The sequence below is a fragment of the Enterobacter sp. BIDMC 30 genome (assembly GCF_000534355.1).
GTDB classification, from domain to species: Bacteria; Pseudomonadota; Gammaproteobacteria; order Enterobacterales; family Enterobacteriaceae; genus Enterobacter; species Enterobacter ludwigii.
Map to the genome: position 1 here is coordinate 755,781 of NZ_KI973169.1, position 13,082 is coordinate 768,862.

Annotated in this window: 11 protein-coding genes; 7 read left to right on the plus strand and 4 right to left on the minus strand. The window is 55.1% G+C overall.

All coding sequences use genetic code 11. From position 1 onward, the window contains the following. Window positions 1-4: 4 nt before the first annotated feature. Window positions 5-3,805, plus strand: coding sequence for an AsmA2 domain-containing protein YhdP (yhdP, locus tag L466_RS18580; RefSeq protein WP_032680182.1), 3,801 nt, complete (start codon window positions 5-7; stop codon window positions 3,803-3,805). 84 nt (window positions 3,806-3,889) lie between these two features. Beyond that, the gene (gene tldD / locus L466_RS18575) at window positions 3,890-5,335 is read left to right on the plus strand and encodes a metalloprotease TldD (protein WP_014171856.1); all 1,446 of its coding nucleotides are present in this window, start codon (window positions 3,890-3,892) and stop codon (window positions 5,333-5,335) included. Window positions 5,336-5,386: 51 nt separating this feature from the next. Here tldD and L466_RS18570 read toward each other — a convergent pair whose 3' ends face one another. Continuing rightward, entirely contained in the window at window positions 5,387-6,001 is a 615-nt protein-coding gene (locus L466_RS18570) for a YagU family protein (RefSeq protein WP_032680184.1), read from the minus strand. A gap of 218 nt (window positions 6,002-6,219) precedes the next feature. Continuing rightward, window positions 6,220-7,146 carry an HTH-type transcriptional activator AaeR gene (gene aaeR / locus L466_RS18565; RefSeq protein WP_014171854.1) on the minus strand — a complete coding sequence of 309 codons (927 nt, stop codon included), beginning with the start codon at window positions 7,144-7,146 and terminating at the stop codon, window positions 6,220-6,222. 179 nt (window positions 7,147-7,325) lie between these two features. Between aaeR and aaeX the strand changes: the two genes are divergently transcribed. The 5 genes from aaeX to L466_RS18540 all read left to right on the plus strand — a co-directional run bounded on the left by aaeX (window position 7,326) and on the right by L466_RS18540 (window position 12,304). Then, the gene (gene aaeX / locus L466_RS18560; protein ID WP_003860416.1) at window positions 7,326-7,529 is read left to right on the plus strand and encodes a p-hydroxybenzoic acid efflux pump operon protein AaeX; all 204 of its coding nucleotides are present in this window, start codon (window positions 7,326-7,328) and stop codon (window positions 7,527-7,529) included. Between the two features lie 7 nt (window positions 7,530-7,536). After that, window positions 7,537-8,469 (plus strand): p-hydroxybenzoic acid efflux pump subunit AaeA, encoded by a 933-nt coding sequence (aaeA, locus tag L466_RS18555; RefSeq protein WP_020883509.1) that lies wholly within the window; start codon window positions 7,537-7,539, stop codon window positions 8,467-8,469. Window positions 8,470-8,474: 5 nt separating this feature from the next. Further along, window positions 8,475-10,442, plus strand: a complete 1,968-nt coding sequence (gene aaeB / locus L466_RS18550; RefSeq protein ID WP_014171852.1) for a p-hydroxybenzoic acid efflux pump subunit AaeB — start codon at window positions 8,475-8,477, stop codon at window positions 10,440-10,442. Between the two features lie 89 nt (window positions 10,443-10,531). Further along, window positions 10,532-11,986, plus strand: a complete 1,455-nt coding sequence (locus L466_RS18545; RefSeq protein WP_025202906.1) for an NAD-dependent succinate-semialdehyde dehydrogenase — start codon at window positions 10,532-10,534, stop codon at window positions 11,984-11,986. Between the two features lie 45 nt (window positions 11,987-12,031). Continuing rightward, window positions 12,032-12,304: a barstar family protein gene (locus L466_RS18540; RefSeq protein ID WP_014171850.1), complete on the plus strand. Its 273-nt coding sequence runs from the start codon at window positions 12,032-12,034 to the stop codon at window positions 12,302-12,304. Between the two features lie 67 nt (window positions 12,305-12,371). Here L466_RS18540 and yhcN (L466_RS18535) read toward each other — a convergent pair whose 3' ends face one another. After that, the gene (yhcN, locus tag L466_RS18535) at window positions 12,372-12,638 is read right to left on the minus strand and encodes a peroxide/acid stress response protein YhcN (RefSeq protein WP_014171849.1); all 267 of its coding nucleotides are present in this window, start codon (window positions 12,636-12,638) and stop codon (window positions 12,372-12,374) included. 110 nt (window positions 12,639-12,748) lie between these two features. Beyond that, entirely contained in the window at window positions 12,749-13,012 is a 264-nt protein-coding gene (gene yhcN, locus L466_RS18530) for a peroxide/acid stress response protein YhcN (protein ID WP_014171848.1), read from the minus strand. Window positions 13,013-13,082 lie beyond the last annotated feature (70 nt).

A 13,082-nucleotide genomic window follows, 5' to 3' on the forward strand; every position in this document is an offset into this window, starting at 1 on the left:
ATGAGTGAGGCGATTGCCGGGGATTTTATTGCTTACAGGGGCAACGCTGGTCGTGATTGTCGCGTTGCTCGTGAGCGGGCTGCGCCTCGTTTTACCACATCTGGACAGCTGGCGTCCGCAGCTGCTGGCAAAAATCGAATCCACCACCGGTGTCCCGGTGGACGTGAGCCAGATAAGCGCCAGCTGGCAGAATTTTGGCCCGACGCTTGATGTCCGGGATATCAATGCCAGCCTGAAAGATGGCGGCTATCTGAAAATCAAACGCGTCACCCTGGCGCTGGATGTCTGGCAAAGCCTGCTCCATTTTCGCTGGCAGTTCCGCGATCTTACCTTTTATCAGCTTCAGTTTCTGACCAATACCCCGCTGTCCGGCGGCGATAGCAATCAGAGCCTTGAAACCAACCGCTTCAGCGATCTCTTCCTGCGTCAGTTTGATCATTTCGATCTGCGCGATAGTGAAGTGAGCTTTATTACCCTCTCCGGGCAGCGCGCTGAACTGGCGATCCCACAGCTGACCTGGCTCAACGGCAAAGAACGCCATCGTGCGGAAGGACAGGTGAATCTCTCCAGCCTGAACGGCCAGCACGGCGTGATGCAGGTTCGTATGGATCTGCGCGACGACGACGGTTTGTTAAATAACGGCAAGGTATGGCTGCAGGCCGACGACGTGGATGTTAAGCCGTGGCTCGGCGACTGGTTACAGCAAAATATGCAGCTGGAAACCGCCCGTTTTAGCCTTGAAGGCTGGATGACCCTGACGAAAGGGGTATTTGCCAGCGGCGATATCTGGCTTAAGCAGGGGGGCGCAAGCTGGAAGGGCGAAAAACAGCAGCATCAACTTTCGGTCGATAACCTCACCGCGCACGTGACGAAAGAGAGAGAGGGCTGGCAGTTTGCCATTCCGGACACACGCATCACCATGGATAACAAACCCTGGCCGCGCGGGGCTCTGACGCTGGCCTGGATGCCGGAACAGGATGTCGGTGGGGCGACCAGCAAACGCAGTGACGAGCTGCGTATTCGCGCCAGCAACCTCGATCTGGCCGCAATAGAAGGTCTTCGCTCGATGGCCGCCAAGCTCTCTCCGGACCTGGGTGAGATCTGGCTGGCAACGCAGCCAAGCGGAAAGATAGATTCGCTGGCGCTGGATATCCCGCTTCAGGCCACGGAAAAGACCCGTTTTCAGGCCGCATGGAAAGGTCTGGCCTGGAAGCAGTGGAAGATGTTACCGGGGGCGGAAAACTTCAGCGGTAAGCTGGAAGGGAGCGTTGAGAACGGCAGGTTAACGGTCGATATGCATGACGCCAGAATGCCTTACGAAACGGTCTTCCGTGCGCCGCTGGAAATTGAACAAGGCAATGCGGTGCTCAACTGGCTGCGTAACGATAAAGGCTTCCAGCTGGATGGGCGCCATATCGATGTGAAAGCCAAAGCGGTGCATGCGCGTGGCGATTTCCGCTATCTGCAGCCTGAAGGTGAAGAGCCGTGGCTGGGTATTCTGGCCGGGATCAGCACTAACGACGGTTCTCAGGCCTGGCGCTACTTCCCCGAAAACCTGATGGGCAAAGCGCTGGTGGACTATCTGAGCGGCGCGATCCAGGGCGGTCAGGCGGATAATGCCACCCTGGTCTACGGCGGTAATCCGCATCTTTTCCCGTACAAGCACAATGAAGGTCAATTCCAGGTGCTGGTGCCGCTGCACAACGCCACCTTTGCCTTCCAGCCGGGCTGGCCTGCGCTGAAAAATCTCGACATTGAACTTAATTTTATCAATGACGGATTATGGATGAAGGCAGACAACGTGGCGCTGGGCGGCGTAACGGCCAGTAACCTGACGGCAAACATTCCGGATTACTCAAAAGAGAAGCTTTTGATTGATGCCGACATTAACGGCCCCGGGAAAGCGGTCGGCCCCTATTTTGAAGACACGCCGCTGAAAGAGTCCCTGGCAGCCACCCTTCAGCAGCTGCAGCTGGATGGCGATGTGAGTGCTCGCTTACATCTTGATATCCCGCTCGACGGTGAAATGACCACCGCCAAAGGCGACGTCCGTCTCAATAACAACAGCCTGTATATTAAGCCGCTTGAAAGCACCCTGAAGAACCTCAGCGGGCAGTTTAGCTTTGAGAACGGTAATCTGAAGAGCGAGCCGCTCACGGCCAGCTGGTTTAATCAGCCTGTGAATATTGATTTCTCGACCACCGAGGGCGAGAAAGCTTATCAGGTAGCCGTCAACCTGGACGGCAACTGGCAGCCATCGCGCATGGATGTTCTGCCGAAGCCGATCGAGGAGTCCGTTAATGGTGCAGTCTCCTGGAATGGCAAGGTGGCAATTGAACTGCCTTATCACGCCGGTGCGCGCTATAAAGTTGATATCACTGGCGATCTGAAAAACATTCAGAGCCAGTTGCCTGCACCGCTGGATAAATCGTCCGGTCAACCGCTGCCAATAAAGGTTAACGTCGATGGCAATCTTAACAGCTTCGCGCTGACCGGTAGTGCGGGTGAGAAAAACCATTTCAACAGCCGCTGGCTGCTTAACCGCAAGCTCACGCTCGACAGAGCCATCTGGACGACGGACAGCCGCACCACGCCGCCGCTGCCCGATCACACCGGCATTGAGCTTAATCTGCCGCCAATGGACGGGGCCGAGTGGCTGGCTCTGTTCCAGAAGGGCGTAGGCCAAAACGTTGATGAGGCTGCCCAGTTCCCGCAGGGCATTACTGTTCGTACGCCGTCGCTGATGCTGGGTGGACAGCAGTGGAATAACCTGAGCATTGTTTCGCAGCCAACGGCGAACGGGTCAAAAGTCGAAGCCCAGGGCCGGGAGATCAATGGCACGCTGACCATGCGCGACAATGCGCCGTGGCAGGCGGCGATTCGCTATCTTTACTACAACCCGGCCACCGCGAGCGGAAAAGATCATCCGTCAAATACGGCGCCGTTGAATAACCCAACCCGTATCGACTTCAGCGGCTGGCCCGATCTCCAGTTACGCTGTGCTGAGTGCTGGCTTTGGGGTCAAAAGTATGGCCGTATTGACGGCGATTTCGCCATTAAGGGGAATACGCTGAGCCTTGCGGGCGGGCTTATCGACACCGGCTTTGGCCGTCTGAGGGCCGCCGGGGAGTGGGTTAATAACCCGGGCGAGCAGCGAACCTCTTTGAAGGGCGACATCAAGGGCAATAAACTGGATTCCGTGGCTAACTTCTTTGGCATCAGCACGCCGCTGCGGGGGTCATCATTTGACGTGAATTACGATCTCCACTGGCGTGCGGCACCGTGGACGCCGGATGAAGCCTCGCTGAACGGCATTCTGAAAACCCGCTTTGGCAAGGGTGAGATTGCCGATGTGAGTACCGGGCATGCGGGCCAGATACTGCGTCTGTTGAGCTTTGATGCCCTGCTGCGTAAGCTGCGTTTCGACTTTAGCGATACCTTCAGCGAAGGTTTCTATTACGACTCTATCCGCAGTACGGCATGGATCAAAGACGGGGTGCTGCATACCGACGATACGCTGGTGGACGGCCTGGAAGCGGATATTGCGATGAAAGGCTCGGTCAACCTCGTGCGCCGCGAACTGGATATGGAAGCGGTGGTGGCACCTGAAATTTCTGCCACCGTCGGCGTGGCGGCGGCTTTTGTGGTGAACCCGATTGTCGGTGCGGCGGTGTTTGCCGCCAGTAAAGTGTTGGGGCCGCTGTGGAGCAAAGTCTCTATTCTGCGCTATCGCATCACCGGGCCGGTGGATAAACCGCAGATTAATGAAGTGCTGCGCCAGCCGCGCAAAGATGCACAGCAATGATTTGACGTGGGCAGGTAATTGCCTCACTCTCAATAAATACGATTTATATACCGCCACGGGCGGCAACGAACGAGTAGCAATACGATGAGTCTGAACCTGGTAAGTGAACATTTGCTCGCAGCGAACGGCCTGAGCCATCAGGACCTGTTCTCCATTCTTGGTCAACTGACCGAACGCCGTCTCGACTACGGCGATCTCTATTTCCAGTCGAGCTATCACGAATCCTGGGTTTTAGAAGACAGCATCATTAAAGATGGCTCTTATAACATTGACCAGGGTGTCGGTGTACGTGCCGTCAGCGGCGAGAAAACCGGTTTTGCTTATGCCGACCAGATTAGCCTGGCCGCACTAGAGCAGAGCGCGCTGGCTGCGCGGACTATCGTGCGCGAAACCGGTGACGGTCGCGTGAAGACGCTGGGTGAAGTGCAGCACTCTGCGCTCTATACCAGTATCGATCCCCTGCAGAGCATGAGCCGTGAAGAGAAACTGGATATCCTGCGTCGCGTGGATAAAGTCGCACGCGCTGCGGATAAACGCGTGCAGGAAGTTTCTGCCAGCCTGAGCGGTGTCTATGAACTGATCCTGGTCGCGGCGACAGACGGCACGCTGGCAGCGGATGTGCGTCCGCTGGTACGTCTTTCTGTCAGCGTGCAGGTTGAAGACGACGGTAAACGTGAGCGCGGTTCAAGCGGTGGCGGCGGTCGTTTTGGTTATGACTGGTTCCTGGGCGATGTTGACGGTGAAGCACGCGCTGACGCGTGGGCAAAAGAAGCCGTGCGCATGGCGCTGGTGAACCTGTCTGCCGTGGCGGCACCCGCCGGTACATTGCCGGTGGTACTTGGCGCAGGCTGGCCTGGTGTGCTGCTGCACGAAGCGGTGGGCCACGGTCTGGAAGGCGATTTTAACCGTCGCGGCACCTCCGTATTCAGCGGCCAGATGGGACAACGCGTCTCTTCTGAACTCTGTACCGTGGTTGATGACGGCACGATGCAGGATCGCCGTGGCTCGATTTCAATCGACGATGAAGGTACGCCCGGGCAGTACAACGTGCTGATCGAAAATGGCGTACTGAAAGGCTACATGCAGGACAAACTCAACGCGCGTCTGATGGGCGTTGCGCCAACGGGCAACGGCCGTCGTGAATCCTACGCGCATCTGCCGATGCCGCGTATGACAAACACCTACATGTTGCCGGGTAAATCCACACCGCAGGAGATCATCGAGTCCGTTGATTACGGCATCTTCGCGCCAAACTTTGGTGGCGGTCAGGTGGATATCACCTCTGGTAAGTTCGTCTTCTCCACTTCAGAAGCGTATCTGATTGAGAAAGGCAAAGTGACCAAAGCGGTGAAAGGGGCGACCCTGATTGGCTCCGGTATTGAAGCCATGCAGCAAATCTCCATGGTCGGTAACGATCTGAAACTGGATAACGGCGTTGGTGTTTGCGGTAAAGAGGGCCAGAGCCTGCCGGTTGGCGTCGGTCAGCCAACGCTGAAAGTGGATAACCTGACGGTGGGCGGCACCGCCTGACCTGAATCAATCTGAAAAAATGGCGCGACTGTAAAGGTCGCGCCATTTTTTTTAACGTGCGTTACCCAGCGGGATTTCCGGGTCGGGCTCGTGCGTGATGCGGTTACGTAGGTCACGACGAATTATTTCAATCGACCAGAACCAGATCAAATGCCCCACGATCTCTGAGACGTGTTCGTACCAGGGCAGTTCGAACAGCGGGGGTGTCAGCCCCATCAGCGGGAAGGAGATCATGTGAACAAAAAGCTGCGCTAACGCACCCGCCAGTAAACCTTGCCAGAGTTTAATTTTCGGGAAGACTTCAGCAACTACACAATACCCTACAGCAAAGACGATAGAGAAAATAATATGTGTTACGCCGACCGCGTTAAATATATGTCCGGCAAAGGTATAAACCGCGGCGTTAGGGTCAGCAATGCCCAGCCAGTCGCGTAAAAATACATAAGGAGGATTTAAAAAATTGCGGGAACAATCAATCTGACCTGCGGCTCTTATTAATTGCTCCGGTCCGCATGCGCTGGTGAATAAATCGGTAGGGCTTCGCGGCGGAAGCGGCACCTCTGCTCCCCATTTTACGAAGGCGGAGACAATCCCTGCAATCAAACCAATGAACGCGGCGAGTCCATAGCGCCTGCGTGAAGGCGGTGTTTGTTCAAATAGATTCATTTCTTTTCCTTGTTTAACGTCATCCTGAGAAATACATTTTATTATTCATATCGGTAACAAATTAATAACAGCCTGACTGTCAGACTGTTTATAAGGTAAGGCGCAGATGGCGGCAGTGTCAATTCGCTATTCCTGGCAGGGGTGAAGGAATATTCCTGAATGACGGTCTGTATCATCCTGGAATATTCATCACAAATATACATTTCGGAAATTAAAGGTTATTCCTTTCGTCTTTCGCGCATTCCCTGAAACAACTCCGCCACGTCCACAAAATACTCGGTCAGATAGTTTATGCACACCTGAACCTTGAGCGGCAGTTTGTCTTTCTCGGTATACAACGCGTACACCGGACGCGGATCGGATTGATAGCGCGGGAAGAGGATCTCCAGTACACCGCTGTTGATCTCGTTGATCACCCACATTAACGGCACATACGCGATCCCGGCACCGGCCACCAGCCAGCGCGAAATAGTCATCGGATCGTTGGTGACGAACCGTCCTTCCGGCAGCAGTCTGGTGGAAATCCCTTCCGGGGCAATCAGCTCAAATTCATTGTCGGGGCGAACGCTGTACTCCAGCCAGGAGTGGTTGGTGAGATCGGCGGGTTTCTCCGGTACCCCGTACTGAGCCAGATAGCTTTTCGAGGCGCAGACCACCATTGGCATACTGCCTAGCCGCCGGGAGAAGAGGCTGGAGTCCTGTAATGCCCCCACGCGGATCACCACGTCCAGCCCGTCGGCAATCAGGTCCGGGGCGGGAATGCCCGTGACCAGATTGACGGTTAATCCCGGGTACTCTTTCAGCATGTCAGCGGTCATGGCGGCGAGAACATTTTGTGCCATAGTTGAAGAACAACCGATGCGCAGCGTACCGATAGGCGTGTTGTTGAAGGCGTAAAGTTGTTCGTGCACATCCTGCACTTCGAGCAGCATGCGGCGACAACCCTGATAGTAAATCTTACCCGCTTCCGTCAGCCCAATGCTGCGGGTGCTGCGGTTGAGTAGCTTGACCTGCAGCTCATCTTCCAGTTTGGACACGGTCTGGCTGATGGAAGAGACGCTCATCTGAAGCTGACGTGCAGCGGCGGTAAAAGAGCCAAGTTCAACCACTTTGGCAAAGACCGACATCCGTTTTAGACGTTCCATTGTTAACTCTGACTTAAAAGTGATTTAGATCACATATTATAGATAACAGCATAACAGTTACGTTAATATATTATTAATTACATAACGGCTGCGCCATTCTCGCCCGGCGTTTCTTGCTCTCCTGCGGTGGCGTGCGCTAAAAAAGTCTGAAGCCTGCACTCTCTCTAATCAAGGTCAACATGAGTCTGTTTCCCGTTATCGTGGTGTTCGGTTTGTCGTTCCCACCGATATTTTTCGAGCTTCTTTTATCACTGGCGATTTTCTGGCTGGTGCGCAAGGTGCTGGTCCCCACCGGGATCTACGATTTTGTCTGGCATCCTGCATTGTTCAATACCGCGCTGTATTGCTGCCTGTTTTACCTGATATCGCGCATGTTTGTCTGAGGTTGATGTGAAAACGCTAACAAGAAAAATCTCCCGCACTGCCATCACCATGGCGCTCGTTATCCTCGCGTTCATCGCTATTTTCCGCGCCTGGGTCTATTACACTGAATCACCGTGGACGCGAGATGCGCGCTTTAGCGCCGATGTCGTGGCAATCGCCCCCGACGTGGCGGGTCTCATCACTGCGGTCAATGTCCACGATAACCAGCTGGTGAAAAAAGATCAGGTACTCTTCACCATCGACCAGCCGCGTTATCAGAAAGCGTTAGAAGAAGCTGAAGCGGATGTGGCCTATTATCAGGCGCTGGCTTCCGAGAAACGCCGTGAGGCAGGTCGCCGTAACCAACTGGGTGTTCAGGCGATGTCCCGCGAAGAGATTGACCAGTCCAATAACGTCCTGCAAACCGTGCTGCATCAGCTGGCCAAAGCGCAAGCGACGCGCGATCTTGCCCGGCTCGATCTTGAGCGCACCGTGATCCGCGCACCAGCCGATGGCTGGATCACCAACCTGAATGTTTATGCCGGGGAGTTTATCACCCGCGGCTCAACCGCCGTGGCGCTGGTTAAACAGAACTCCTTCTACGTGCTCGCCTATATGGAAGAGACCAAACTGGAAGGCGTGCGTCCGGGGTTCCGGGCTGAAATTACGCCGCTTGGCAGCAACCGTGTGCTGAAAGGTACCGTCGACAGCGTAGCCGCGGGGGTCACTAACTCCAGCAGCTCTAACGATACTAAAGGGATGGCGACGGTGGATTCCAACCTGGAATGGGTACGTCTGGCCCAGCGTGTGCCGGTGCGTATCCATCTGGATGAACAGCAGGGCAATCTGTGGCCTGCCGGGACCACGGCGACGGTGGTGATCACCGGTGAAAAAGACCGTGACGCCAGCCAGGACTCTATCTTCCGTAAAATTGCCCATCGCCTGCGCGAGTTTGGTTAATCGTTATGGGTATCTTTTCCATCGCCAGCCAGCACATTCGCTTCGCCGTTAAGCTGGCGTGTGCCATTGTGCTGGCGCTGTTTGTCGGCTTCCACTTTCAGCTGGAAACCCCCCGCTGGGCCGTACTGACGGCAGCGATTGTCGCGGCAGGGCCTGCCTTTGCTGCGGGCGGGGAACCTTACTCCGGAGCGATCCGCTACCGTGGGATGCTGCGCATCATTGGGACATTTATCGGTTGTTTCGCCGCACTGACCATCATCATATTGATGATCCGCACGCCGCTGCTGATGCTGATGGTGTGCTGTATCTGGGCGGGCTTCTGCACCTGGCTCTCGTCACTGGTGAAGGTGGAGAACTCCTACGCCTGGGGGCTGGCCGGTTATACCGCGCTGATTATTATCATCACCATTCAAAGCGAACCGCTGCTTGCCCCACAGTTTGCCGTAGAGCGCTGCAGTGAGATTGTCATCGGTATTGTCAGTGCCATTGTCGCTGACCTGCTTTTCTCTCCTCGCTCCATTAAGCAGGAAGTGGATCGTGAACTGGATGCGCTGATTGTTGCCCAGTATCAGTTGATGCAGCTCTGTATTAAGCATGGTGACAGCGAAGAGGTAGATAAAGCCTGGAGCGCTCTGGTGCGCCGCACCACGGCGCTGGAAGGGATGCGCAGCAACCTGAACATGGAGTCTTCGCGCTGGGCCCGTGCCAACCGCCGCCTTAAAGCCATCAACACCGTCTCCTTAACGCTGATTACCCAGGCGTGTGAAACCTATCTGATCCAAAACACCCGCCCGGACGCGGTAACCGATACCTTCCGCGAGCTGTTTGCGGAGCCGGTGGAAACCGTGCAGGACGTACACAAACAGCTTAAACGCATGCGCCGGGTCATTGCCTGGACCGGGGATCGTGATACGCCAGTGACGATCTATACCTGGGTCGGGGCCGCGACGCGCTACCTGTTGCTGAAACGCGGTGTGATCAGTAACACCAAAATCAGCGCGGTAGAAGAAGAGGTGCTGCAGGGTGAAGTGGTGATCAAGGCAGAATCCGCCGAACGCCATCACGCAATGGTTAACTTCTGGCGTACAACGCTTGCCTGTATGCTCGGCACGCTGTTCTGGCTGTGGACCGGCTGGACCTCCGGCAGCGGCGCGATGGTGATGATCGCCGTCGTTACCGCGTTGGCGATGCGTCTTCCGAATCCGCGCATGGTGGCCATTGATTTCCTGTTCGGCACAATTGCTGCACTGCCGATTGGCGCGTTCTATTTTCTGGTGATCATTCCCTCGACCCAGCAGAGCATGTTACTGCTCTGTATTAGCCTTGCGGTGATGGCGTTCTTTATCGGAATCGAAGTACAAAAACGTCGGCTGGGTTCATTGGGTGCCCTGGCCAGTACGATTAACATCATTGTGCTGGATAACCCGATGACCTTCCATTTCAGCCAGTTCTTAGACAGCGCCTTAGGTCAGCTGGTGGGCTGTTTCCTGGCGATGATGGTCATTCTGCTGGTGCGGGATAACTCTCAGGCACGGACGGGCCGCGTGCTGTTGAATCAGTTTGTCTCGGCTGCCGTGTCGTCCATGACCACCAATACCGCGCGTCGCAAAGAGAACCACCTGCCGGCGCTCTATCAGCAGCTGTTTTTACTGCTGAACAAGTTCCCGGGTGACATCGCCAAGTTCCGTCTGGCCTTGACCATGATTATCGCGCACCAGCGTTTACGTAATGCCCCCGTACCCATCAATGACGATCTGTCGGCTTTCCACCGCCAGCTGCGTCGGACGGCCGACCACGTGCTTTCTGCCTCCAGCGATGACAAACGACGTCGTTACTTTAAGCAACTGCTTGAAGAGCTGGATATCTACCAGGAGAAGCTGAAAGTCTGGGAAGCACCGCCTCAGGTGACAGAGCCGGTAGGACGGCTGGTGTTTATGCTGCATCGCTACCAGAACGCCCTTACGGATAACTGACTGAAGTAAAAAAGCCGACGCCAAAAGCGTCGGTTTTTTTGTGGCTATACTTATTCCAGCATGCTCTTACATTCAGGAAGGGAGGACACATGACAACCCAGGCGCTTCAGGATAATCACCTTTTTCAGACCGGTTATCTGGTCAACGGCATATGGAAAACGCTGGACACGACGTTTGATGTGCTGAACCCGGCTACCGGTGAGGTCATCGCCAGAGTAGCCAAAGCCGGCAAAGCAGAAACCGAAGACGCCATTGCCGCGGCGGCCAAAGCCTTCCCGGCATGGCGCGCCAAAACCGCGAAAGCGCGTTCGGCAATTCTCTACCGCTGGTACGAACTGATCATTGAGAACAAAAGCTGGCTCGGGCGTTTAATGACCACCGAACAGGGCAAGCCCCTGAAAGAAGCGGAAGGCGAGGTGGAATACGCCGCGAGTTTTATCCAGTGGTTCGCCGAAGAGGCCAAGCGCGCGAACGGCGAAATTATTCCACCGATCAAACCGGGCTCCCGCATCCTGGCGACCCGCGAGCCCATCGGCGTGGTTGCGGCGATTACGCCGTGGAACTTCCCGATGGCCATGCTCACCCGTAAATTAGGTCCGGCGCTGGCGGCAGGGTGTACCGGGGTAATCAAACCGGCAAATAACACACCTCTCAGCGCCTTCGCGCTGCTTACGCTGGCAAAACAGGCCGGCGTACCGGATGGGGTACTCAACGCCGTAGCCGGGAATACGCATGAAATCAGTGACGCGATTATGGCGAGCCATGAGGTGCGGAAAATCTCCTTTACCGGCTCGACTTCCGTCGGCAAAACGCTGGTGCGTAACGCCGCAGAAACCATGAAGAAAGTGTCGATGGAGCTGGGAGGCAATGCGCCGTATATCGTCTTTGAAGATGCGGATATCGAGGCTGCCGTTAAAGGGGCTATCGCCAATAAATTCCGCAATGCCGGCCAGGTCTGCGTCAGCGTTAACCGTTTCTATATTCAGGAAACCGTCTACGACAAATTTGTGAATAAGCTTGCCGATGCGGTGAAGGCCCTGAAGGTCGGGAATGGTCTGGAAGAGGGCGTCATCGTGGGGCCGCTGATCGAATCCTCCGCCGTCGATAAGGTGCGTGAACACGTTGAAGATGCCGTGGCCCGGGGTGCGACCGTTCTGGCGGGCGGTAAACCCCATTCGCTTGGCGGCAATTTCTGGATGCCAACTGTCCTGGGCGATTGCCATGAAGGCATGAAACTGGCTGAAGAAGAGACGTTTGGCCCGGTTGCGGCCTGCTTCCGTTTTACCTCGGAAGATGAAGTTATCCAGCGTGCCAACAACACGCCATATGGCCTGGCGGCTTACTTCTATACCCAAAATCTGGCACGTGTCTTCCGCGTGTCGCAGGCCATCGAAAGCGGGATGATAGGAATTAACGAATGTGCCGTCTCCACAGAGCTGGGGCCGTTTGGTGGGGTAAAAGAGTCTGGCCTTGGGCGTGAAGGGTCCGTGCTCGGGCTGGAAGAGTATCTGGAAGTCAAAACCCTGCATATTGGGGGATTATAATAATCAGGGCGGCGCAGGCCGCTCGCCTGGACTGGGTGACTGGCAATGAAAACCTATACCTTTGATTTTGACGAGATCGACAGTCAGGATGACTTCTATCGTGAATTTATCCGGGTGTTTGATCTTGAACGGGAAAGCGTCACCAATCTGGACACGCTGTGGGACGTGGTGACCGGCAGCCTGCTGCCGTTACCGCTGGAAATTGAGTTTATCCATCTGCCTGAAAAGTTGCGCAGACGGTTTGGCGCACTCATTTTGCTGTTTGATGAAGCGGAAGAAGAGCTGGAAGGGCAGCTACGCTTCAACGCGCGCCATTGATCAAGCCATAAAAAAGCCCCTGACCAGAAGGCCAGGGGCAAGTCGTATGATGAGATACGACGAGGGTTTATTTATACAGTTGAGCCGTTGCATGCCAGTGGTCACCCTGGTTCAGCTCGGTGACGCGATAGCTGCTGGCGCCTGCTTTTTCAGCTTTAGCGGCCAGTGCCTGACGGATATCCATTGGAGAGCCGGTAACGGACGTCACAGACACACTCCCCATAGACTGCAGATTCTGCGCCTGGTCAGCGTTCACTTGCTGTACGGCGGCACTTGCGCCGAAAGAGAGAACGGATGCCAGACCGAGGGTTGCGATGATGAATTTGGTTTTCATAGTTTTTGCTCCTGAATAGGGTTTTTGCTCAACGGCGAGAAGGGTTGAACTGCTATTTTTATGCCTGGTGCCGTTGAGTAGAGATTTTGGTCTTCAGTTATTACTAAAACTTATTTGTACAGCTCAGCGGTTGCGTGCCAGTGGTCACCTGAACGCGCTTCAATGATGCGATAAGATGACGCACCTTGTTCTTCCGCTTTTTTGTTCAGCATCTCATGCATGTCCATTGGAGACGTGCCGATTGCGCCGACAGAAACCGTACCGATTGCCTGGCGGGATTGTGCCTGCTCGGCATTGATAGCGTCAGCGGCGAAAGCACCGAATGACAGGACAGACAGGACGCTGAGCGCCGCTACAGTAGTTTTGATTTTCATGATTCTTTACCTCGTCGAATTTTTAGTGGGGTCTTTGTTTCGTGACCCTCATCACAAAATCAAGTATACA